At 60.9% G+C, this 21,170-nt stretch carries 22 protein-coding genes; 9 read left to right on the top strand and 13 right to left on the bottom strand.

Going from position 1 to position 21,170, the window contains the following annotated elements; translation table 11 throughout:
- Positions 1-47: 47 nt before the first annotated feature.
- Both K328_RS0112725 and K328_RS0112720 read right to left on the bottom strand, forming a co-directional pair.
- Positions 48-491, bottom strand: coding sequence for a helix-turn-helix domain-containing protein (locus tag K328_RS0112725; RefSeq protein ID WP_028466300.1), 444 nt, complete (start codon positions 489-491; stop codon positions 48-50).
- Positions 491-676, bottom strand: a complete 186-nt coding sequence (locus K328_RS0112720; RefSeq protein WP_051284882.1) for a DUF4160 domain-containing protein — start codon at positions 674-676, stop codon at positions 491-493. Before K328_RS0112720 ends, K328_RS0112725 begins: the two co-directional genes overlap by 1 nt.
- Before the next feature lie 269 nt (positions 677-945).
- On the opposite strand from K328_RS0112720, the gene coaBC reads away from it, so the two are divergent.
- The 4 genes from coaBC (at position 946) to K328_RS0112700 (ending at position 4,481) form a co-directional block, all read left to right on the top strand.
- Positions 946-2,151, top strand: coding sequence for a bifunctional phosphopantothenoylcysteine decarboxylase/phosphopantothenate--cysteine ligase CoaBC (coaBC, locus tag K328_RS0112715; RefSeq protein ID WP_028466298.1), 1,206 nt, complete (start codon positions 946-948; stop codon positions 2,149-2,151).
- Complete coding sequence (gene dut, locus K328_RS0112710) at positions 2,148-2,606, top strand: dUTP diphosphatase (RefSeq protein WP_028466297.1); 459 nt, start codon at positions 2,148-2,150, stop codon at positions 2,604-2,606. The genes coaBC and dut overlap by 4 nt, the downstream gene beginning before the upstream one ends.
- A 121-nt stretch (positions 2,607-2,727) precedes the next feature.
- Entirely contained in the window at positions 2,728-3,687 is a 960-nt protein-coding gene (cysK, locus tag K328_RS0112705; protein WP_028466296.1) for a cysteine synthase A, read from the top strand.
- Positions 3,688-3,692: 5 nt separating this feature from the next.
- Positions 3,693-4,481, top strand: a complete 789-nt coding sequence (locus tag K328_RS0112700) for a HesA/MoeB/ThiF family protein (protein ID WP_028466295.1) — start codon at positions 3,693-3,695, stop codon at positions 4,479-4,481.
- 375 nt (positions 4,482-4,856) lie between these two features.
- On the opposite strand, the gene K328_RS0112690 is transcribed toward K328_RS0112700, so the two are convergent.
- Positions 4,857-5,843, bottom strand: coding sequence for a 2-hydroxyacid dehydrogenase (locus K328_RS0112690; protein WP_028466293.1), 987 nt, complete (start codon positions 5,841-5,843; stop codon positions 4,857-4,859).
- Positions 5,844-6,002: 159 nt separating this feature from the next.
- On the opposite strand from K328_RS0112690, the gene K328_RS0112685 reads away from it, so the two are divergent.
- Complete coding sequence (locus tag K328_RS0112685; RefSeq protein WP_028466292.1) at positions 6,003-6,521, top strand: SH3 domain-containing protein; 519 nt, start codon at positions 6,003-6,005, stop codon at positions 6,519-6,521.
- Between the two features lie 58 nt (positions 6,522-6,579).
- Here K328_RS0112685 and irrA read toward each other — a convergent pair whose 3' ends face one another.
- Positions 6,580-7,011 carry an iron response transcriptional regulator IrrA gene (gene irrA, locus K328_RS0112680; RefSeq protein ID WP_028466291.1) on the bottom strand — a complete coding sequence of 144 codons (432 nt, stop codon included), beginning with the start codon at positions 7,009-7,011 and terminating at the stop codon, positions 6,580-6,582.
- A gap of 254 nt (positions 7,012-7,265) precedes the next feature.
- Here irrA and fabA point away from each other — a divergent pair, with 254 nt between their 5' ends.
- From fabA to K328_RS0112665, 3 genes are all read left to right on the top strand, one after another.
- Positions 7,266-7,796, top strand: a complete 531-nt coding sequence (fabA, locus tag K328_RS0112675) for a 3-hydroxyacyl-[acyl-carrier-protein] dehydratase FabA (RefSeq protein ID WP_036554007.1) — start codon at positions 7,266-7,268, stop codon at positions 7,794-7,796.
- 1 nt (position 7,797) lies between these two features.
- On the top strand, positions 7,798-9,021 hold the full coding sequence (fabB, locus tag K328_RS0112670) for a beta-ketoacyl-ACP synthase I (RefSeq protein ID WP_028466289.1): 1,224 nt from the start codon (positions 7,798-7,800) through the stop codon (positions 9,019-9,021).
- 82 nt (positions 9,022-9,103) lie between these two features.
- Complete coding sequence (locus K328_RS0112665) at positions 9,104-9,886, top strand: enoyl-ACP reductase FabI (protein WP_036554225.1); 783 nt, start codon at positions 9,104-9,106, stop codon at positions 9,884-9,886.
- Positions 9,887-9,916: 30 nt separating this feature from the next.
- Here the strand turns inward: K328_RS0112665 and K328_RS0112660 are convergent, their stop codons facing one another.
- The gene (locus tag K328_RS0112660) at positions 9,917-10,786 is read right to left on the bottom strand and encodes a hypothetical protein (protein WP_028466287.1); all 870 of its coding nucleotides are present in this window, start codon (positions 10,784-10,786) and stop codon (positions 9,917-9,919) included.
- A gap of 253 nt (positions 10,787-11,039) precedes the next feature.
- Here K328_RS0112660 and K328_RS27175 point away from each other — a divergent pair, with 253 nt between their 5' ends.
- Positions 11,040-11,459, top strand: coding sequence for a ribbon-helix-helix domain-containing protein (locus K328_RS27175; RefSeq protein ID WP_084608275.1), 420 nt, complete (start codon positions 11,040-11,042; stop codon positions 11,457-11,459).
- Here the strand turns inward: K328_RS27175 and ugpQ are convergent.
- The 8 genes from ugpQ to nusA all read right to left on the bottom strand — a co-directional run bounded on the left by ugpQ (position 11,360) and on the right by nusA (position 21,139).
- The gene (ugpQ, locus tag K328_RS0112655; RefSeq protein ID WP_028466286.1) at positions 11,360-12,094 is read right to left on the bottom strand and encodes a glycerophosphodiester phosphodiesterase; all 735 of its coding nucleotides are present in this window, start codon (positions 12,092-12,094) and stop codon (positions 11,360-11,362) included. The genes K328_RS27175 and ugpQ overlap by 100 nt on opposite strands.
- Before the next feature lie 14 nt (positions 12,095-12,108).
- Positions 12,109-14,220 (bottom strand): polyribonucleotide nucleotidyltransferase, encoded by a 2,112-nt coding sequence (pnp, locus tag K328_RS0112650; RefSeq protein WP_028466285.1) that lies wholly within the window; start codon positions 14,218-14,220, stop codon positions 12,109-12,111.
- 362 nt (positions 14,221-14,582) lie between these two features.
- Positions 14,583-14,852, bottom strand: coding sequence for a 30S ribosomal protein S15 (gene rpsO, locus K328_RS0112645; protein WP_028466284.1), 270 nt, complete (start codon positions 14,850-14,852; stop codon positions 14,583-14,585).
- 14 nt (positions 14,853-14,866) lie between these two features.
- Entirely contained in the window at positions 14,867-15,793 is a 927-nt protein-coding gene (gene truB / locus K328_RS0112640; RefSeq protein WP_028466283.1) for a tRNA pseudouridine(55) synthase TruB, read from the bottom strand.
- A complete protein-coding gene (gene rbfA / locus K328_RS0112635; protein WP_028466282.1) occupies positions 15,783-16,223 on the bottom strand; it encodes a 30S ribosome-binding factor RbfA in 441 nt (146 codons plus the stop codon). The genes truB and rbfA overlap by 11 nt, the downstream gene beginning before the upstream one ends.
- 42 nt (positions 16,224-16,265) lie before the next feature.
- Entirely contained in the window at positions 16,266-18,872 is a 2,607-nt protein-coding gene (gene infB, locus K328_RS0112630; protein ID WP_028466281.1) for a translation initiation factor IF-2, read from the bottom strand.
- Positions 18,873-18,924: 52 nt separating this feature from the next.
- Entirely contained in the window at positions 18,925-19,587 is a 663-nt protein-coding gene (locus tag K328_RS23875) for an RNA-binding protein (protein ID WP_084608274.1), read from the bottom strand.
- Positions 19,565-21,139 (bottom strand): transcription termination factor NusA, encoded by a 1,575-nt coding sequence (nusA, locus tag K328_RS23870; RefSeq protein WP_036554003.1) that lies wholly within the window; start codon positions 21,137-21,139, stop codon positions 19,565-19,567. Before nusA ends, K328_RS23875 begins: the two co-directional genes overlap by 23 nt.
- Positions 21,140-21,170 lie beyond the last annotated feature (31 nt).

The raw sequence follows: 21,170 nt of genomic DNA, 5'->3' as shown, positions 1-21,170 counted from the left end.
CTGCCAACAACCGGCTCGACACTCTGGAAGGCAGGATAGACCCGCGTTCAAGTCAGCGCGGCAACGCCGTCCCGCAGATCGGGCGACGCATCGAAACCGCGCATGGCCAGCATCACGGTGCGCGGAATATCCTGTTCCCCCGCTTCATAGTTCTGAACCGTCCGGCTGGTCAGCCCAAGCGCCGAGGCGGCCACGGCCTGAGACATGCCGTGCCCCTTGCGCCAGGCACGAAAAAACATGGCAAGGGCTGTCCTGTGTAAGGACGTGGCATCTATTTCGATGCCGCACGGCCATTCCACGGCAATACCGCCATCGACAATCTTGCCCGCCTCGAAAACCTTCGGATCGAGAAGTGGCTTCAGCTTCGGCCGGTTCCTGGCCCGCTCGGCAAAATCTATTTCGAGCTTTTCTCCAGTGTGGAAAACCAGCTCGGCCACTGCTGAATGCCCTTCCGTGCGAAAGCAGGCATCCTGGATTCGAAATAACTCCATTAGTTCAACTCCGCCCACTTCGCCACGAGCAACGCACGGTGCTCCGCGGCCCAATCAAGTGCCTCACGAATCTCCCGTGCTGGAAGCCCCGCGAGAATCCTATTATCCTCAAGCGCGACCAGCGCTTCGCGATGATCGGTCGTGATCACATGGAAATGTGGCGGGAGATGGTCGTCGAAATACATCACTATCCTGCAATTCGTGAATATCCTGATTGTCGGCATTCGGTTGGCCCGCGCTACAAATAATACGAAAATTTTTCGTGTTTGTATCCTCAAATATGAGAGGAACAGGCCGGTTTTTCAGCCGCGCCGAGGAAACAACCCTCACGCAGAGTCTCCCGAAGCCATTGCAGCGGTTCCGCCATCTCCGGGATGATAGTGCCCCCTCCTTGCCTCCCGACCGCACCGGCCCTAGAGTCCGCCTCGTCTGAGACATCTGAAAGGTCCGGGACATGTCCTCCGGCAAACGGGTTCTGCTGATCGTCGGCGGCGGTATCGCTGCTTACAAGGCACTGGAGCTGGTGCGGCTGCTGCGCAAGCGCGGCATTGCCGTGCGCGCGGTGCTGACGAAAGCGGGCGAGGAATTCGTCACGCCGCTTAGTCTCTCGGCGCTGACCGAAGACAAGGTCTATACCGATCTCTTCTCCCTCACCGACGAGGCGGAGATGGGGCATATCCAACTTTCCCGTTCCGCCGATCTGATCGTCGTCGCGCCTGCCACCGCCGATCTGTTGGCGAAGATGCGAGCCGGGCTGGCGGGCGATCTTGCCTCCACATTGCTGCTGGCGACCGACACGCCAGTACTGGCCGCACCGGCGATGAATGTCCGGATGTGGACCCATGCGGCGACGCAGGAGAACGTGAAAGTCCTGACGGAGCGCGGCATTTCTTTCATCGGGCCGGACGAGGGTGACATGGCCTGCGGCGAGTTCGGGCCGGGGCGCATGGCGGAACCGGCGGCGATTGCCGAGGCCGTCGCGGCCCAGCTTGATCCGGCAGCGAAGCCGCTCGCGGGAAAACGCGCCGTGGTTACCAGCGGGCCGACATATGAGCCGATAGATCCTGTGCGCTATATCGCCAACCGGTCGTCCGGTAAGCAGGGTCACGCCATCGCAGCGGCACTCGCGGCAGCGGGCGCCGAGGTGACGCTGGTCACCGGCCCGACGCGGGAGCCCGATCCGGCAGGCGTCACCGTCCGGCATATCGAGACCGCCCGACAGATGCTGGCCGGGGTCGAAGCCGCCCTGCCTGCCGATATTGCCATCTTCGCCGCCGCCGTCGCCGACTGGCGGGTGGCCGAGGAAGCGACGCAGAAACTGAAGAAGGATGGCAGCGGGGATATCCCGGCGCTCTCCATGACAGAGAACCCGGACATCCTGAAGACGGTTTCCGGGCTCGACGGCAAACGGCCGGCGCTGGTTATTGGTTTCGCTGCCGAAACGGAAAACGTCGTCCCGCACGCGACCGAGAAGCGCGCCCGCAAGGGCTGCGACTGGATTCTGGCCAACGATGTCAGCCCGGCGACGGGGACTTTCGGCGGGGACGCCAACACCATTCACCTGATCACCGGGGACGGTGCCGAGGACTGGCCCACCCTGACCAAGCACGAGGTGGCTGCAAAACTCGCCGCCCGCATCACGGAGCATTTCACGGCATGACTTCCGCCACCATCGACGTTCGCGTCCGCCGCCTGCCGCACGGCGCCGATCTTCCGCTGCCGGAATACCAGACGCCCGACAGCGCCGGCATGGATCTGATGGCCGCGATTTCCGAGGATGTCGTTCTTGCGCCGGGCGAGCGCACACTGATTCCGACCGGCCTTTCCATCGCCCTGCCGCCGGGCTTCGAGGCACAGGTGCGGCCACGCTCCGGCCTCGCCCTGCGCAATGGCGTGACACAGGTGAACACGCCCGGCACCATCGATGCGGATTATCGTGGCGAGATCGGCGTTATCCTGATCAATCACGGCCAAGAGTCCTTCACCGTGACCCGCGGCATGCGCATTGCGCAGATGCTGGTCGCACCAGTGATCCAGGCCCGCTGGGCCGAGGTTGAGGAGCTGGACGAAACGACACGCGGCAGCGGCGGTTTCGGCTCCACCGGGACCGGGTAGCGCAGCTGACTGGGCGCTGGCGCGCGAACATACACACACTTGTTCCGTATCGGCCGTTTAAGAGCCGGGCGGGATTGACCAGCTTGAGCAGGACAGGAAATCCCCGAGGGAGGAACACCAGATGAGCGCAACCGAATTCCGCGGAAAAATCTACGACAGCATCCTTGATACGATCGGCGGGACACCCCTCGTCCGCGTCTCGAAACTGGCAGCAGCCAAGGGCGTCAAGGCGGACATCCTTGCGAAGCTTGAGTTCTTCAATCCGCTGGCCTCGGTAAAGGACCGGATCGGCAAGGCGATGATCGAAGCGGCCGAAGCCTCCGGAGAGCTCAAGCCGGGCGCCACAATCATTGAGCCTACCAGCGGCAATACCGGCATCGGCCTTGCCTTCGTCGCGGCTGCCAAGGGCTACAAGCTGGTCCTGACCATGCCGGAATCCATGTCGATCGAGCGCCGCAAGATGCTGGCGTTCCTCGGGGCCGAGATTGTGCTGACCGAGGCACCGCTCGGCATGAAAGGCGCAATCGCGAAGGCCGAGGAGCTGGTCGCCAAAACGCCGGGCTCCTTCATGCCGCAGCAATTCGCCAACCCGGCGAACCCGGAGATCCATGTCCGTACCACTGCGGAGGAAATCTGGGCGGATACCGGCGGCGATATCGACGCCTTTGTCTCCGGTATCGGCACGGGCGGCACCATCACGGGCGCCGGCGGCGTGCTGAAGCAGCGCAACCCGAAACTCCATGTCGTGGCCGTCGAGCCAGAAGCCAGCCCGGTGCTCTCCGGCGGCAGCCCGGCACCGCACAAGATCCAGGGGATTGGCGCCGGTTTCGTGCCGGACATTCTCGACACGAAGATCTATGACGAGATCGTCAAGGTCAGCAACGAGACCGCTATCGAGACCAGTCGCGAGGCAGCCCGCATCGAAGGCTTGCCGGCCGGCATCTCCTCCGGCGCCGCCCTTGCTGCTGCTTTCGAGATCGGCAAGCGCCCGGAAATGGAAGGCAAGCGGATCGTCGTCATCATCCCGAGCTTCGCCGAGCGCTATCTCTCGACCGCCCTGTTCGAGGGCCTCGGGGAATAAGCGGCATGGAACTGAACGACGAACAGTTCCATCGATATGCCCGCCATCTGATCCTGGACGAGGTCGGCGAGGAGGGGCAGGAGCGCCTCCTCTCGGCCCGGGTTCTGGTGATCGGCGCTGGCGGGCTCGGCTCGCCACTGCTGCTCTATCTCGCCGCAGCCGGGGTCGGCACTCTCGGCGTCATTGATGATGATGAAGTCGATCTGACCAACCTGCAGCGGCAGATCGCTCACGGCACCGCTTCGGTCGGTATCTCCAAGGTGGCGTCGGCGGCGGAGTCCGTCGCCCGGATCAATCCGGGTATCCGGGTGAACCAGTACGAGGAGCGGCTGACCGCCGAAAACGCGGCGGCCCTTTTCGCCGACTATGACCTGATCGCCGATGGCAGTGACAATTTCGCCACCCGCTATCTCGTCAACGATGCCGCCTATTTTGCCGGCAAGCCACTGGTCTCCGGCTCCCTGCTCCGCTTCGAGGGTCAGCTTGCGACATTCCGCGGCGGTGTGCCCGGGCATGAGGGTGAGCCCTGCTACCGCTGCCTGTTCCCGACCGAGCCGCCGCCGGGGATGATCCCGCGCTGCGAGGAGGCCGGTATTCTGGGGGCGGTCGCCGGTGTCATCGGCACGCTGCAGGCCACCGAAGTGATCAAGGAATTGCTCGATCTCGGCAGCAGCCTTTCCGGCCATCTGCTGATCTATGATGCGCTGGGCCCGACCTTCCGCAAGATGAAAGCCGCCCGCGATCCGGGCTGCGCGCTCTGCGGCACCGACCCGACAATCCGCGAAATCGCCTGATCTCTGCCCTAATTCGGTCCTGATCGGCATGTGTCATATGCCACGTCGATGATCGATAACGGATTGGAAATAATCCGCTCGGTTACCATATCTTCATCTTAGCGAGTGAGAATGATCAGGACGCGACTGATTCCGCAATAGGGCGAAATCCAGGTCGATCCGGGAGAGTAAGAACCATGAACGGGCACAAATCGAAGAGACGGATCGGCGGCAATGGTGTTGTACCTAGCGAAGCCGATCTCCAGGCCAGTGGGTCCTGGAGCTTACCACTTCTCGGAATTACGTTGGTGCTTACCCTGATTCTGGTCAGCGTAATGGCCGGCTCCGGCGACGCCAGTGCCTTTTTCGGTCATTAATTCCAGTAGGCTGAAGCACTCAGAACTCGAGCTCTAGCACCCTGTCCGGCGGCCTGTGACCGTCGACGAACGTCTTTACGTTCACGATCACCTTTTCCCCCATATCGATCCGCCCCTCGATCGTCGCCGAACCCATATGCGGCAGCAGTACAACGTTGGAAAGCTTCAGCAACTTCGGGTCGACTTGCGGCTCGTGCTCGAAAACATCGAGACCCGCACCCGCGAAATCCCGGTTCGACAACGCCTGAACCAGCGCCTCCTCGTCCACCACCTCGCCACGCGAGGTATTAACCAGATAGGCGTGGGGCTGCAGCAGCGCGAGCCGTCGCGCATTCAGCATGTGATAGGTCGCAGGTGTGCGCGGACAGTTGACCGAGACGATATCCATGCGGGACAGCATCTGATCCAAATTGTCCCAATATGTGGCTTCCAGTTCCTGCTCGACCTCGGGATGCAGACGCCGACGGTTGTGATAATGGATCGAAAGCCCGAACCCGCGGGCCCGCTTCGCCACTGCCTGACCGATCCGGCCCATACCGATGATGCCGAGGCGCTTGCCGTGAATACGGTGACCGAGCATCACCGTCGGCCCCCAGCCTTCCCATTTTCCGGAACGCACCAGCTTCTCGCCCTCGACCAGACGGCGCGGCACCGCAAGGATCAGCGCCATGGTCATGTCCGCCGTATCCTCGGTCAGCACGCCGGGGGTGTTGGTGACGATGATGCCCTTCTTCTTGGCCGCGGGCACATCGATATGGTCGACACCTGTGCCGAAAGAAGCGATCAGCTTCAGGTTCGGCCCCGCTTCCTGGATCAATTTCGCGTCGAGTTTATCGGTTACGGTCGGGATCAGAATGTCTGCTTCCGCCATGGCGGCTTTCAGCTGTTCCCGCGAGAACGGCTCATCCGACATGTTCAGCCGCGTATCAAATAGCTCCATCATCCGGGTTTCCACCGGATCCGGTAGCTTCCGCGTGACGATGACAAGCGGCTTGCTGGTTGTCATGGGATTTATCCTTCGCCCCGAAACCCTGTTCTTCCGGGAAATATCAGGCGTCTGGTGAATTGTCCACAAAGTGACAAGTATCTCGGCTATATAGCGCCGCCCCTCTTACTCCACCCCAATTGCAATGGTAGGATGATCTGTCATTCCGGGATACGCATCATGTTTCTGAAACCGCTCTCGCTGATCATCGCCCTGTTGATCGTGCCGACCTCACTTCTGGGTGGCCCGAATATGGCTGCCAGGGCGGAGACCGTGGGCAGCGTGACCGGCCTGCCGATTCCCCGCTATGTCACGCTACAGGCCGAAGAGGTCAATGTCCGGACCGGCCCCGGGGTGCGGTACCCGGTGGACTGGGTCTTTGTGCGGGAGAACATGCCGGTCGAGATCGTTTCCGAATTCGAGAACTGGCGGAAAGTCCGGGATTTTGAAGGCACCGAGGGCTGGGTGCATCAGAGCATGCTGTCCGGCCGCCGCTCCGTACTGGTGATCGGCCGCAACCGGACCCTTCGCCGCGAGCAGGCGGACAGCGCACCGGCCGTGGCTCATCTGGAGCCCGGCGTGATTGCCTGGCTGGAAAGCTGCGCGCGGGAGTGGTGCGAGATAGAGGTATCCGGCCTTAGCGGCTGGGTACACAGATCGGCGATCTGGGGCATTCGGGTTGATGAGTCGCTGCGTTAAAAACGTGGCGGGCTAGAAAATCGGGGATCGCTAGAGAAACACGAGATTTTGATCGGCCTTAAATCTCTTTTGCCTTCAGACGGATGATCAGGTCCACCCGTTCGATTTCCGTACCTTCCGGAGCGTCCGGAAGCGTGACGAAGCCCACCCTCTCGGCCGGGATATCGGTCAGCCGCAGCTCATCTTCGACGAAGAAATGATGATGATCCGTGGTGTTCGTATCGAAATAGGAACGACCGGACTCCACCACGACTTCCCGCAGCAGGCCGGACCCGGTGAACTGATGCAACGTGTTGTAAACCGTAGCGAGCGAAACCGTGATCCCGGCTTCGCCAGCTTCCTTATGAAGCTGCTCCGCCGTTACGTGACGATCGCCCGCGGCATACAGCAGATCCGCAAGGGCAAGACGCTGACGCGTCGGTCGCAATCCAGCCTTCGTCAGGCGCCCGGACAGGCTCTGCGTTTCGCTATGGGTCTCAGCACTACTCATTCCCGGTATCCCATTCGGTCTCTCGGGGTCTCGCCACTCGGGCGCCTCAATCCTAAGACAGAGCGTTAAACCGTCCAATATGTCAAGTCACCGGGCATCATATGCCACGTGATTGCTTGCGCTCCCCACTATATTTAGGGTAGGCGGTGCATGAAATGTGAGAGATGGCGCGGTCGCGTGGATGCAGTCTATTATGGGACCGAACACGGTCTCGCCTGACGATAAGCGCTGGCGTACGGGAAGGAACGGCATTGTTGGACTTCAAGGAAAAGAACAGCTTCGGTTACGAAGACCTGATCAAATGCGCCAAGGGAGAGCTTTTCGGCCCCGGGAATGCGCAGCTTCCAATGCCGCCGATGCTGATGTTCGACCGTATCACCAACCTCTCGACCAACGGCGGCGCCTATGACAAGGGCGTGGTGACGGCAGAGTTCGATATCAAGCCGGACCTCTGGTTCTTCGATTGTCATTTCGTCGGCGACCCGGTGATGCCGGGCTGCCTCGGCATGGATGCTCTCTGGCAGCTGCTCGGCTTCACGCTCGGCTGGATGGGCGGACCCGGTTCCGGCCGCGCGATCTCCGTCGGCGAGGTGAAGTTTTCCGGCCAGGTACTGCCGTCCGCGAAAATGCTGACCTACACGCTGGACCTCAAGCGCGTGATCATGCGCAAGCTTTACATGGGGATTGCCGACGGCCGCGTGGATTGCGATGGCGTCACGGTCTTCGAGGCGAAGGATATCCGCGTCGGACTGTTCCAGAATACGGCAACCGAAGGGGCAAATTGATATGCGTCGCGTCGTCGTCACCGGTCTCGGAATTGTTTCAAGCATCGGCAACAATGCAGAGGAAGTCGCCGCTTCCCTGCGCGCCGGCAAATCCGGCATCGAATTCGCGCCGGACTATGCCGATCTCGGTTTCCGCTCCCACGTCCATGGCTCGATCAAGCTGGACCCTTCGGAACATATCGACCGCAAGCTGATGCGCTTCATGGGTAACGGCGCGGCCTACAATTACATTGCTGCCCAGCAGGCCATAGAAGACGCGGGCTTGGAGCCCGCCGACGTCAGCAACCCGATGACCGGCCTGGTCATGGGCTCCGGCGGGCCGTCGACATCCAACATGATGCAGGCATTCGACACGGCGCGTGAAAAGGGTCCGAAGCGGGTTGGCCCCTACATGGTGCCGCGCGTCATGTGCAGCACCAATTCCGCCACCCTGTCGACGGCCTTCAAGATCAAGGGCCTCAGCTATTCCATCTCTTCCGCCTGCTCGACCAGCTCGCACTGCGTCGGCAACGCGTATGAACTGGTTCAAATGGGCAAGCAGGACGTCATGCTGGCCGGCGGTGGCGAAGAATTGCACTGGACGCTCTCCGTCCTGTTCGATGCCATGGGTGCTCTTTCGTCAAAATATAACGACACTCCGGACAAGGCATCGCGTGCATACGACGCCAACCGCGACGGCTTCGTTATCTCCGGCGGTGGCGGGGTCCTCATTCTTGAGGAGCTTGAGCACGCGAAGGCGCGCGGCGCCAAGATCTATGGCGAGATCGTCGGGTACGGCGCCACGTCCGATGGTGCCGACATGGTCGCGCCCTCCGGAGAGGGCGGCGTGCGGTGCATGCAGATGGCACTGAAGAACGTCGAGGGGCCGGTCGATTACATCAACGCCCACGGCACCAGTACGCCGGTCGGCGACACAATCGAGCTGGAAGGCATCCGCGAGGTCTTCAAGGACCGGGGCGCGATCCCGCCGATCAGCTCGACGAAATCCTTGAGCGGTCATTCACAAGGCGCGACCGGTGTTCACGAGGCGATTTACACACTCCTGATGATGAAAAACGACTTCATCGCAGCCTCCGCAAACATCGAAACCGTCGACCCCGAAGTCGAGGACATGCCGATCGTGCGGGAACGCGTGGACAACGCCGGGCTGCGTGTTGCCATGTCGAACAGTTTCGGATTCGGCGGCACCAATGCCGTGCTAGCTTTCCAGAAATACGACGCCTGATAGCGGAGCGACCGGGATGACCGACCTGATTGACGACACGGCCGATCAGCGTGACGCGGAATCGGCGCCTTACAAAGGCCTGATGGCCGGCAAACGCGGTCTGATCATGGGGGTCGCCAACGACCGCTCGATCGCCTGGGGCATCGCCGCCGCAGCCGCCTCGCAAGGTGCCCAGCTGGCGTTCACATACCAGAACGAATCCCTGAAAAAGCGGGTTCATCCTCTGGCGGAGAGCGTCGGCTCCCCGCTTGCCGTCATGTGCGATGTCGCGGACGATGACGCGCTGGACCGGGCGTTCGATGAAATCGGCACCGCCTGGGGCGGCCTGGATTTCGTGGTCCATGCCATCGCCTATTCGGACAAGGGCGAGCTGAAGGGCCGCTACGCGGATACCTCGCGGGATAATTTCCTCAACACGCTGGATATCTCCTGCTTCTCTTTCACGAATATCGCCCGCCGCGCCTGGCCGCTGATGAAGGACGGCGGCAGCATGCTGACCCTGTCCTATCTCGGCGCCAACCGCACGACTCCGAATTACAACGTCATGGGAGTGGCCAAGGCCGCCCTGGAAGCGAGTGTCCGGTATCTGGCCGCCGACCTCGGCGAACATGGCATACGCGTGAACGCGATCTCCGCCGGCCCGATGAAGACCCTCGCCGGCTCGGCCATCGCCGATGCCCGCCACACCTTCCGCTTCGCCGAGACCAACGCACCGCTCAAACGCAATGCGTCCCTGACAGAAGTCGGTCAGGCCGGTCTTTATCTACTGAGTGATTTGTCGGCGGGTGTGACCGGTGAAATCCACTATGTGGACGGCGGCTTCCATACCGTCGCAATCCCCAAGCCGGAACGCGACGCGGACTGATCCACGGGGAGACAGGTTCGTAAAAGGGTCTCAGGGACGCCGGCTGCGCAGGTCGACAATACCTTCGCCGCTTTTCAGATCATATCCCGGAAGCTTCTTCTTCAGCAGATCCACGGCCAGTCCAGACGATTGCGGCCGTGTGATGCTGAGAATTTTCGGCGACCCGTCACTGGCTTCAAAGGGGAAGAGCAGGCGGAGGAAGTTCCGCTCTTCGCCGTGGGCATAGTTGCGGTGCACGATTGAGAGATTCGGCCACTTCGTCTCGCGGCACACCAGGTAATCCTCGAGCTGGCAACGACGCAGCGCTTCGTCATCAAGCTCTGCGAATTTCATCCCGGTCATATCAGCACCCTGCCAGAAGCCGGTGCCAGCATCCCAGTGCTCGATGAAATAGTTGTCAGGATTGTCCTCACCCACATTGAAAACATGGATGGCGCATTGTGGGGCAATGGCCCTCAGGACATCGATCTTGAATTTACCTTCGATCAGACGGCCATCGGGATCGCGAGTCTTTTCTATATAGAGGGCACAGCGCTCCATCTGGTCCGGGTCGAGCCCGTGCAGGAGTTCATCCCGCACGTAGATCTTCCGGCTGCGGCTGAGATCGCTCTCCCAGACCTTATATCCAATGACCGGATCAACCTGCCCTGGGACCAGAATTTTTCCGCTACTGCCCGCGCCGGCCGGCTCCCAGTCTTCCGGGATAACCTCGTCCAGCCGCTGCAAGGTTTTCATCGATGCCTCGAAGTCGGGGCTGTCGATGCCTTTAAGCAATGTGTCGGATATACCCGCTGCAGAGGCGAGTTTGTATTTCCGGATTCCTGTCTCGACGTAATAGCGGTGGCAACGGTACCGCAATTCCGTCTCGAGCTTCGATATCGCGCTTTTGAATCGACCCATGCCTAAGACCTTATTCCCATTTCTTTGGGAATGCAATTTCCATTTTTCTGGGAATTATTTTCTCACCCAATAGGGCGTCGTAGATTTTCTGAAAATAATGTTTTTATATTTTTCAACGCACTAACAAGAACCAGTGCACCGTTGTATGCAATATAGACACGCTAGACGGGTATGCTGAACAATTTACGCTTGCGCTTTCCCATTTTTCTGGGAATAGTGACAAATATAAGGACCTACTACTTGGAGACACCTCATGGCAGACAGCTTGAAATCGTCCGAACAGGGTAGAGACATACTCGGTTCCGCCCTGAAGACGGTTGAGGACGGGGACCGCGACGCCAGCCGTATGGTGCGCCGCCATTTCCGTTTAGAGAGCAGGCGCACAAGCATCTGCCTTCATCCTGAGGAATGGTCGATGTTCGATCTCGTCTCAAAAAGACTGGGCTATAATGCCAAGGCGCTGATCAACGAGATTGACCGGACGCGCGGCTCCAGCTCCGTCCCTTCAGCAATGCGGGTTTTCATGCTCGGATATTGGCGGGATCTTGCCCGGATGAATGCCGGACGGGCAACTCAGGCCAGCGCAGCTGCCGCCAAAGGCTCGTCGGTAATGACCGCATCCACACCCCAGCCAATGAGGCTTTCAGCCCGCTCCGGATCGTTCACCGTATAGGTTAGAATACGGAAGCCTGCATCATGGATTGCCGTAACTAAACCGGCGTCCAGGCAGGCATGGTTCGGATGGACTGAAAGACAGCCAAGGTCCTTGGCTGCCGCATGCCAACCCTCTGCCATCGTGTCTGACAGATAGCCTCGGAGAAAATCCGGGGCTTTTTCTTGTGCGATCCGCAAACAGTCCGGCACGAAGCTGGAGACAATGATCCGGTCCGTCAGATCCGGGCAGAGATCGTTCAGCATGTCCGAGACCAGCTCGGCTGTTCGCACTTCCCGGCCCGTTGTCGGCTTGATTTCCACATTCATGGATAATCCCAGCGCGCGGCAGCAGGCGATGGTCTCCTCGAAGGTCGGGATACGCTCTCCCGCAAAGCCAGGACCGAACCAGGAGCCTGCATCGAGTGCCTTGAGGGCTGACAGTGGGTGAACCGCCACCGGGCCGGAGCCATTATCCGTACGGCCCAGTTCCTCGTCGTGATGCAGCACCGGCACGTCGTCCGCGCTCAGCATCACATCGAACTCAACCCACGAAAAACCGGCCTCCGCCGCAAGGCGGAAGCCGGTCAATGTGTTTTCAGGAGCCTCGGCGGCAATCCCGCGATGTCCGACAAAGCGGGACAGCCGGAGGCTCATCTGCAGAAGGCCGCTTAGGCTTCTTCTGCGGACAGGTCGGCGCCGGTTTCCTGATCCACGACCTTCATGGACAGCTTGACCTTGCCACGATCGTCGAAACCGAGAACCTTGACCTTCACCTCATCGCCGACATTGACCACATCGGTGGTCTTGCCGACACGCTCGTTCTTCAGCTCGCTGATGTGAACGAGGCCGTCCTTGGCGCCGAGGAAGTTCACGAAGGCGCCGAAATCGACGGTCTTCACGACCTTGCCGTTGTAGATCACGCCGACTTCCGGCTCCGCGACGATGTAGCGAATCCGCTCGAGCGCTGCTTCGGTGGAAGCGGTATCGACCGCCGCGACCTTCACAGTGCCATCGTCATCGATGTCGATCTTCGCGCCCGTGGTCTCGCAGATTTCACGGATCATCTTGCCGCCTGGGCCGATGATTTCGCGGATCTTGTCGGTCGGCACGCTGATCGTGGTGATACGCGGTGCATTCTCGGACACACCCTCACGCGAGGAGGTCAGAGCCTTGGACATTTCACCAAGGATATGAACCCGGCCGTCTTTCGCCTGATCCAGAGCGATCTTCATGATCTCCTCGGTGATCGAGGTGATCTTGATGTCCATCTGCAGGGACGTGATGCCGTTCTCGGTACCCGCGACCTTGAAGTCCATGTCGCCGAGATGATCTTCATCACCAAGGATGTCGGACAGGACGGCGTAATCGTCGCCTTCCTTGATCAGACCCATGGCAATACCGGCAACCGGAGAGGACAGCGGAACACCCGCATCCATCAGGGAGAGAGAGGTGCCACAGACCGTCGCCATCGAGGAGGAACCATTTGATTCCGTGACCTCGGAGACCACCCGGATGGTGTAGGGGAAGACTTCCTTGGCGGGAAGCAGCGGACGCACCGCGCGCCATGCCAGCTTGCCGTGGCCGATTTCGCGGCGTCCCGGAGAGCCCATGCGGCCCGCTTCACCGACCGAGTAGGGCGGGAAGTTGTAATGCAGCATGAAGTTCTCGCGATATTCGCCTTCCAGCGCATCGATGATCTGCTCGTCCTGGCCGGTGCCGAGGGTGGCGACGGCCAGAGCCTGGGTTTCACCGCGGGTGAACAGAGCGGAGCCATGGGCGCGCGGGAGAATACCGACTTCAGAGACGATCGGGCGCACCGTCTTGGTGTCGCGACCGTCGATCCGCTGACCGGTCTTCAGGATCGCACCACGGACGACATCGGCTTCGATGCCTTTCATCAGGCCCTTGGCGAGATCCTTATCGGCGGCGTCCTCGAACAGGGCCATGCCCTTTTCCCGGACCACAGCAACATTCTGCTGGCGCTGGGTCTTGTTCGGCTCGGCATAGGCTTTCGTCATGTCAGCGGAAATTGCGGCCGTCAGGGCATCGCGCACCCGGCCGAGATCTTCGCTTTCGGCTGGCAGGTCCATCGGATCCTTGGCGCAATCTTCGGCCAGATTGATGATCGCGTCGATCACCGGCTGGAACGCCTTGTGCCCAAAGCTGACGGCGCCGAGCATGATCTCTTCAGACAGCTCGGAAGCCATGGATTCGACCATCAGCACGCCTTCCTGGGTGCCGGCGAGCATCAAGTCGAGATCGGAATCCGGCAGTTCGCTCTGGCGCGGGTTCAGGATGTATTCTCCATCCTTGTAGCCGACGCGGCAGGCCGCGATCGGGCCGAGGAACGGCACACCTGAAATCGTCAGCGCGGCGGAGGCGCCGATCATGGCGACAACGTCCGGATCGTTTTCCAAGTCATGGGACAGAACGGTGCAGACAACCTGCGTTTCGTTTTTGAAGCCCTTGACGAACAGCGGACGGATCGGACGATCGATGAGGCGCGACGTCAGCACCTCTTTCTCGGTCGGACGTCCTTCGCGCTTGAAGAAGCCACCCGGAATCTTGCCGGCGGCAAAGGTCTTTTCCTGGTAGTTCACGGTCAGCGGGAAGAAGTCGATCCCCGGCTTCGGCTGCCGCGCGTACACAGCGGTACACAGAACAGTCGTCTCGCCCATCGTCGCCATGACGGCGCCGTCGGCCTGACGCGCGATTTTACCTGTCTCGAGCGTCAGCTTGCGCCCGCCCCAGTCGATCTCTTGTTTATAAATCTGAAACATTCAGCTTTCCTTCAAAGCCGAACCGCTCGGATCCGATCCTCGTCCTGTCCTGTGTTTGGCGTGGAATGGGGCATTCCGGTCCAGTTCTTCGAACGCATCGCCTCACGGGGCGCGGGAGAACTGCTCAGGGGGCCCATGGTTACCGAACATAGGGTCGAGCGAGGTGACACACGGCTCATATTTATCGGTGTCTCATCGGTACGGTTCTTCGGTTTTTTCCTCTATTGAGCGGGCTTTCAATCGCATGGATCGCCGAGGGCGTCAAACCCAATATGGAGATCCAGAAGGCCCTGTAGAAACGCAAACCGCCCCACGGAATTCGCGGGGCGGACGCGTTACTGTTTTTGGCAGCGCTGCACAGATTAGCGGCGCAGGCCCAGTTCCTTGATGATGACCTGATAGCGCTCGACGTTTTTGCTCTTCAGATAGTCGAGCAGACGGCGGCGCTGGCCGACCATGATTAGAAGCCCACGGCGGGAATGGAAGTCTTTCTTGTGGGTCTTCAGGTGTTCGGTGAGGTTCACAATCCGTTCGGTCAGGATCGAAACCTGAACTTCCGGGGAACCGGTATCGCCTTCTTTGCGGCCATACTGCTCGATCAGCGCTGTTTTGCGCTCTTGTGTAATCGACATCGAATACTCCTAGGTCAAAGGTTGAGTACGCGCATCGGACAAATACAGCCGCCGTCGATCCGTCCGATCGCAACAGGACTGCCTCCGGAAACGGCGTACATCAGGTCGCCTTCCCGAAGATCTCCGAAACGGTCAAGATCCAGGGCCCGGAAGACCGGGACGGACTGGCCGCATCTGAGTTTATTTGCCTCTGCACCGGCCAGAGTCAGCGCCGGGATGCCGTCTAGCGCTGTTTCTACCGGTAATAGGTGCTCGAAAGCGGCGGGACTATGCTCCAAAGCCTTCAAGGAATCCAGCGAAATCGCATCTGCTTCGAGGAACGGTCCGACACGGTGCCGGCGCAGCATCGAAATATGCCCGAGAGTCCCGGCAGCCCGCGCAATATCCCGCGCCAGACTTCGCATGTAAGCGCCTTTTCCGGAGCCGACACGGAACAGCGCATGGTCCGCATCCAGCGCCTCGACCAGCTCGAAGAAATCGATCCGCACTTCGCGCGGCGAAAGCTCGACCGGCACTTCCTTGCGCGCCAGATCGTAGGCCCGTTGGCCCTGGACCTTGACGGCGGAGAAAATCGGCGGAATCTGAGTAATGACGCCCTGAAACTGCGGCAACACGGCATTGATCGTATCGACGTCCGGACGAACCTCCGACGTGCCGCAAACAGTCCCTTCAAGGTCGTCCGTGGTCCGCTCCTCACCCCAGGTCACTTCGAAGGTGTATTCCTTCGAGGCATCCATCACGAAAGGCACGGTTTTTGTCGCTTCGCCGAGAGCAATTGGCAGAATTCCGGTTGCCAGCGGGTCGAGGGTTCCGGCATGTCCCGCCTTCTGGGCGTCGAACACGCGCCGAACCGCCGCCACTGCATGGGTTGAGGTCACGCCGGATGGTTTATCCAGGATGACCCAGCCATTTACCGGGTTGCCGCGCTTCCTACGCGCCATTGCCGCCCTCGTCCGTCTCGTCTTTCTTCTCGAGATCCGCGCGTACCACAGGGTTCTGGAACACCTCGTTGATCCGGTTGGCGGTCTCGAACGCATTGTCGATGATAAAGCGAAGACGCGGCACGGTACGCAGCGACATCTGTTTGGCCAGCATGGTCCGCAGATACGGCGCGGCGCGCTTCAGCCCGCCGAGCACGTGATCCACATTGCTGCCGCCAAGAGGCATGACGAACACGTTCGCATTGCGCAGGTCCGGGCTTACCGAGACCTCGCTGACCGTGATCGAAGCGCCTTCCAGTTCGGGATCGTGCAGATCTCCGCGCTGGAACACGCCCGCCAGTACGTGACGTACTTCCTCACCGATACGCAGCTGGCGCTGTGACGGCGCTCGTCCGCCCCGCCCCGGTTTGTCAGGGTGCGATCCAACCATTTTTAGCTCCCGTCAGACTGTGTGACAGTCAAACCCCGCCACTCAGGACGAGGTGCTGGCCCGCTGGACTGATTCCAGGCTCCGCGCGACTTCCTTCACCTCGAAACACTCGATGAGGTCGCCGGCCTGAATATCGTTGTAATTCTCGAAGGCAGCACCGCACTCGTAACCTTCGCGGACTTCCTTGACCTCGTCCTTGAAGCGCTTGAGCGTCTTCAGCGTGCCTTCGTGGATCACCACGCTGTCGCGCAGCAGACGAACCTTGGCCGCACGCCGGAGCATGCCCTCGGTAACCATACAGCCGCCGACCTTGCCGACCTTGGTGATGTTGAAGACCTCGCGGATTTCCGCATTGCCAAGGAACTCTTCCTTGAGATCCGGAGACAGCATGCCGGTGAGCGCCGCTTTGATGTCATCGATCAGCTCATAGATGATCGAGTAATAGCGGATCTCGAGACCTTCCTGCTGCGCCATGTCCCGCGCCTGCGGGTTGGCCCGGACGTTGAACCCGATGATCAATGCGCTAGAGGCTTTCGCCAGCGCGACATCGGACTCGCTGATGCCGCCAACGGCACCATGCAGAATGCGCACGGCGACAGCATCATTGGAGATCTTCTCAAGTGTCGAACGGATCGCTTCGAGGGAGCCGTGCACGTCGGTCTTGATGACCACCGGCAATTCCTCGGCCTGACCGGCCGCAATGGCCGACAGCATCTGCTCGACGGAGCCACGCGCGCCGGCAACAGCCGACTTCTCGCGCATGACACGCTGCCGGTATTCGGCGATCTCGCGTGCCTGGGCTTCAGTCTCGACCACCGCGAATTCATCACCCGCGACCGGTGTACCCTGCAGACCAAGAACCTCGACCGGAATACTCGGGCCGGCATTGTCCGTACGTTGTCCGTGATCGCCCAGAAGCGCCCGCACCCGGCCCCATTCGGCACCGGCAACGAAGATATCGCCAACTTTGAGCGTACCCTTCGTGACGAGGACGGTCGCGACGCTGCCGCGTCCCTTTTCCATCTTCGCCTCGATCACGGCACCTTCGGCGCGGCGATCCGGGTTGGCTTTGACTTCAAGCACCTCGGCCTGCAGAAGAATCGCTTCCTCAAGCTTGTCGAGACCGGCTCTCGTCTTCGCGGACACATCCACGGCCAGAACGTCGCCGCCCATTTCCTCGACCACGATCTCGTGCTGCAGGAGTTCCTGACGCACACGGCTGGGGTCGGAGTCCGGAAGGTCGCACTTGTTGACTGCGACGATGATCGGGCAGCCAGCAGCTTTCGCATGCCGGATGGCTTCGACCGTCTGCGCCATGATGCCGTCATCGGCCGCCACCACCAGGACAACGATGTCCGTGACGTTGGCACCGCGCGCCCGCATTTCAGTGAAGGCCTCGTGACCCGGCGTATCGAGGAAAGTGATTTTCGCGCCAGACGGCACGGTCACCTGATAGGCACCGATATGCTGGGTGATGCCGCCAGCTTCGCCGCCAGCCACATCGGAGCGCCGGAGCGCGTCGAGCAGCGAGGTCTTGCCGTGATCGACATGACCCATGACCGTGACAATCGGTGCACGGGGCTGCATGTCCTCCGGAGCGTCGTCCTTGCCCTGGAGCTGAAGTTCAACATCGGACTCGGACACACGCTTGGAACGGTGCCCGAACTCGGCAACAACCAGTTCGGCCGTGTCGCTGTCGATGGACTGCGTGATGGTCGCCATCATGCCCATTTTCATGAGCGATTTGATCACGTCGCCGGCACGTTCGGCCATACGGTTCGCGAGTTCCTGAACGGTGATTGCGTCCGGAATGACCACGTCACGGATCTGCTTGGCCTGCTCGCCGCCCTCTTCCCGCAGCCGCTGCTTTTCGCGTTCACGGGCACGGCGCACAGATGCAAGACTGCGGGAGCGTTCGCCACCACGATCATCAAGCGCCTGGGAAACAGTAAGCTTACCGGACCGGCGGCGCTGTTCGCCACGCCGGTTCGGGGTCGGCGCCGGGCGCCGATCCGGAGTAGCCGGGGCACCAGACGGGCGGCCAGGCGCACCGGAGGTGCGGCGCTTGACGCGCCGTCCATCATCATCATCGGCAGCCGGTGCAGGTTGCGCCGGATCCGCCGCGCGTGCTGCCGGAGAACTCCGGGATTCCGCCGGCCGTGCCGCGGCCTGTTCAGCCTTGAGCTTGGCCTCGCGTGCTGCGGCCTCTTCGGCGAGTCGCGCGGCTTCCTCATCGCGGACTTTACCTTCGGCATCCGCGATCTTGCGCATTTCTTCAAGTTCAGCCTGGCGCCGGTCAATAGGCTCGGGTGCCGGTGCCGGCTCAGCAGCAGCTTCAACAGCAGCCTCAGCTACTGGCGCTGCCGGAGTCGCAGCGGCGGCGGCCGTCGCGGCCTCCTCCTGCTGACGCAAGCCCTCTTTCAGTGCCCGCGTCCGGCGTTCCCGCTCTTCCGCGCTCAAGCCTCCAGCGTCGCCTCCAAACCCGCCGGGACCGCCGGCGCGTTTCTTGCGCCGCTCGACCTGAACAGTCTTGGAGCGCCCGTGGGAAAAGCTCTGCTTAACCTGATCCGTGTCGGCAGACTTCCCAAGGGAAAGCTTCTTTCCGGACAGGCTCAGTTTCTTGCGATCAGTCTCGTTGCTTGTTGTCATTCTAGGTCGCGCGTCTTTTCCGTAAATACCGAGCTGGGGCCTCAATACACCCCTAGCCGCTGTTTTCCAACCCGAGTCGCGAAATATCGCCCCGGAAACCCGATAGTCTTGCAAATTCTCGTGTCAATCGGACCGTCAGGCCCTTCGAATGGTCTCCCGCCGCCAGGATGGCCGCGTGTACTGTCTGCTCCCGATCAAACGCGGCTCCGAGCTCGGAGCGCGTCAAAAGAGCTTCAGTCCAAACCCCGTCTCCGAGGCGCGTCATGCGCTCCCGGGCATCGACGGCGCCATCGGACGCTTCAATAAGGAGCGAGGCCTTTCTGTGGCGCAAGGCGTCTTCCACCTTGGCGTGACCCGCAATGGCCGCACCGGCCCGGCGGGCCAGACCGATAAGAGACTGGGTCGAGGCGACAAGCATGGCTTCCACTGCCTCGACGAGATCCTCTCGGACCGCGACTTTCTGCTTCGCCGCCCGCGAAAAAGCCCGCTTCTTGCTGGCTTCGGTGAGCGCGTCACGGCTCGCCGTCACCCAGAGGCCACGACCCGGGAGTTTTTCGGACAGATCCGGAACCACCGTATCATCAGGCCCGATGACGAACCTGATCATCCGCTCCGTTTCGCCGCTTTCGCCGGTGGCGATGCAGCGCCGCAGATTACGGCCTAGATCATCGCCCTCGACTAATGCGAGGCGCTCATGTTGCTGGGGTCTCGTCATGAGCCTCCCCAGCAGCGTCTTCGGCGCCAGCGTCGGGCTCGTCGCCCTCTTCATCTTCAAACCAGTGAGCCCGGGCCGCCATGATCACGCCATTGGCGGAATCCTGGTCGAAACCGGCATCGGGCAGCATTTCGATGAGTTCGTCGCCGGCCAGATCGGCCAGATCGTCCAGCGTCTTCACACCCTGTTCGGCCAGCTTGACGACATGCGCCAGCGTCAGACCTTCAAAAGCGAGCAGGTCTTCGGCAACGCCGAGTTCCTTGGTCTGGTCCTGCAGGCGGGTACGCTCCGCCTCGGCAAAGACCAGTGCCCGGTTCTGCAGTTCTTCGGCGATATCCGCGTCGAAGCCTTCGATGCTGACCAGATCCTCAAGCGGCGAGTAGGCAATCTCGTCAACCGTGCTGAAACCTTCAGCTACCAGCAGATGAGCAATCACGTCATCGATATCAAGAGACTCGATGAATGTCCGCGACCGTGTCTTGAACTCTTCCTGGCGGCGCTCGGATTCCTCGGCCTCGGTCAGGATATCGATATCCCAGCCGGTCAGGATCGAGGCGAGACGCACATTCTGGCCGCGGCGGCCAATGGCCAGGCTGAGCTGGTCATCCGGCACCACGACTTCGATGCGGCGCTGTTCTTCATCGAGAACAACCTTGCTGACTTCAGCCGGTGCCAGAGCGTTGACCACGAAGGTCGCCGGATCCTCGGACCACGGAATGATATCGATCTTCTCACCCTGCAATTCACCGACCACAGCCTGCACGCGCGAGCCGCGCATGCCGACGCAGGCGCCGACCGGATCGATGCTGCCGTCATAAGAGATCACCGCAATCTTCGCGCGGCTGCCCGGATCACGGGCGACCGACTTGATCTCGATGATACCGTCGTAGATTTCCGGCACTTCCTGCTTGAACAGGTTGGCCATGAACTGCGGATGGGTACGGGACAGGAAGATCTGCGGGCCGCGCTGTTCTTCGCGGACGTCATAGATGTAGGCCCGGACACGGTCACCGTTCCGGAAGCTCTCGCGCGGCAGCAGCTCGTCACGGCGCAACACCGCCTCGGCCCGGCCGAGATCGATGGTGACATTGCCGAACTCGACCCGCTTGACGATACCGTTGACGACTTCGCCGACCCGATCCTTGAACTCGGCGAACTGACGGGTGCGCTCGGCCTCACGGACCTTCTGCACGATCACCTGCTTGGCGGTCTGCGCGGCGATACGGCCGAAATCGATCGGCGGCAGCGGGTCGACGATCAGATCGCCGACCTTCAGCTCCGGGTTCCGCTTTTGCGCAGCGGCAAGCGGGATCTGCGTCACCTCATCCTCGACCTCATCGACAACCTCTGTAACGCGCATCAGCTCGATGGCGCCGGTTTGACGGTCGATATTCGCCCGAATGTCGTGATCATGGCCGTATTTGGAGCGACCGGCTTTCTGGATCGCCTGCTCCATCGCCTCAAGCACCTCGTCGCGCTCGATGCCTTTTTCGCGCGCAACAACGTCAGCGACCTGAATCAGTTCAAGCTTGGGTTGGGTTGCCGTTTCCATGGATCGCGTCTTCTTGCCGTTATGTTCTGTT

The organism is Nisaea denitrificans DSM 18348 (assembly GCF_000426505.1).
GTDB classification, from domain to species: Bacteria; Pseudomonadota; Alphaproteobacteria; order Thalassobaculales; family Thalassobaculaceae; genus Nisaea; species Nisaea denitrificans.
The sequence above is the reverse complement of the archived record's forward strand: the minus strand, read 5'-3'. Positions and strand labels throughout refer to the sequence as shown.

Excerpts from the sequence above, each read along its gene's own strand:
- K328_RS0112725 (WP_028466300.1), bottom strand. The coding sequence starts at position 491 with ATGGAGTTATTTCGAATCCAGGATGCCTGCTTTCGCACGGAAGGGCAT.
- K328_RS0112720 (WP_051284882.1), bottom strand. The coding sequence starts at position 676 with ATGTATTTCGACGACCATCTCCCGCCACATTTCCATGTGATCACGACC.
- coaBC (WP_028466298.1), top strand. The coding sequence starts at position 946 with ATGTCCTCCGGCAAACGGGTTCTGCTGATCGTCGGCGGCGGTATCGCT.
- dut (WP_028466297.1), top strand. The coding sequence starts at position 2,148 with ATGACTTCCGCCACCATCGACGTTCGCGTCCGCCGCCTGCCGCACGGC.
- cysK (WP_028466296.1), top strand. The coding sequence starts at position 2,728 with ATGAGCGCAACCGAATTCCGCGGAAAAATCTACGACAGCATCCTTGAT.
- K328_RS0112700 (WP_028466295.1), top strand. The coding sequence starts at position 3,693 with ATGGAACTGAACGACGAACAGTTCCATCGATATGCCCGCCATCTGATC.
- K328_RS0112690 (WP_028466293.1), bottom strand. The coding sequence starts at position 5,843 with ATGACAACCAGCAAGCCGCTTGTCATCGTCACGCGGAAGCTACCGGAT.
- K328_RS0112685 (WP_028466292.1), top strand. The coding sequence starts at position 6,003 with ATGTTTCTGAAACCGCTCTCGCTGATCATCGCCCTGTTGATCGTGCCG.
- irrA (WP_028466291.1), bottom strand. The coding sequence starts at position 7,011 with ATGAGTAGTGCTGAGACCCATAGCGAAACGCAGAGCCTGTCCGGGCGC.
- fabB (WP_028466289.1), top strand. The coding sequence starts at position 7,798 with ATGCGTCGCGTCGTCGTCACCGGTCTCGGAATTGTTTCAAGCATCGGC.
- K328_RS0112665 (WP_036554225.1), top strand. The coding sequence starts at position 9,104 with ATGGCCGGCAAACGCGGTCTGATCATGGGGGTCGCCAACGACCGCTCG.
- K328_RS0112660 (WP_028466287.1), bottom strand. The coding sequence starts at position 10,786 with ATGGGTCGATTCAAAAGCGCGATATCGAAGCTCGAGACGGAATTGCGG.
- K328_RS27175 (WP_084608275.1), top strand. The coding sequence starts at position 11,040 with ATGGCAGACAGCTTGAAATCGTCCGAACAGGGTAGAGACATACTCGGT.
- ugpQ (WP_028466286.1), bottom strand. The coding sequence starts at position 12,094 with ATGAGCCTCCGGCTGTCCCGCTTTGTCGGACATCGCGGGATTGCCGCC.
- pnp (WP_028466285.1), bottom strand. The coding sequence starts at position 14,220 with ATGTTTCAGATTTATAAACAAGAGATCGACTGGGGCGGGCGCAAGCTG.
- rpsO (WP_028466284.1), bottom strand. The coding sequence starts at position 14,852 with ATGTCGATTACACAAGAGCGCAAAACAGCGCTGATCGAGCAGTATGGC.
- truB (WP_028466283.1), bottom strand. The coding sequence starts at position 15,793 with ATGGCGCGTAGGAAGCGCGGCAACCCGGTAAATGGCTGGGTCATCCTG.
- rbfA (WP_028466282.1), bottom strand. The coding sequence starts at position 16,223 with ATGGTTGGATCGCACCCTGACAAACCGGGGCGGGGCGGACGAGCGCCG.
- infB (WP_028466281.1), bottom strand. The coding sequence starts at position 18,872 with ATGACAACAAGCAACGAGACTGATCGCAAGAAACTGAGCCTGTCCGGA.
- K328_RS23875 (WP_084608274.1), bottom strand. The coding sequence starts at position 19,587 with ATGACGAGACCCCAGCAACATGAGCGCCTCGCATTAGTCGAGGGCGAT.
- nusA (WP_036554003.1), bottom strand. The coding sequence starts at position 21,139 with ATGGAAACGGCAACCCAACCCAAGCTTGAACTGATTCAGGTCGCTGAC.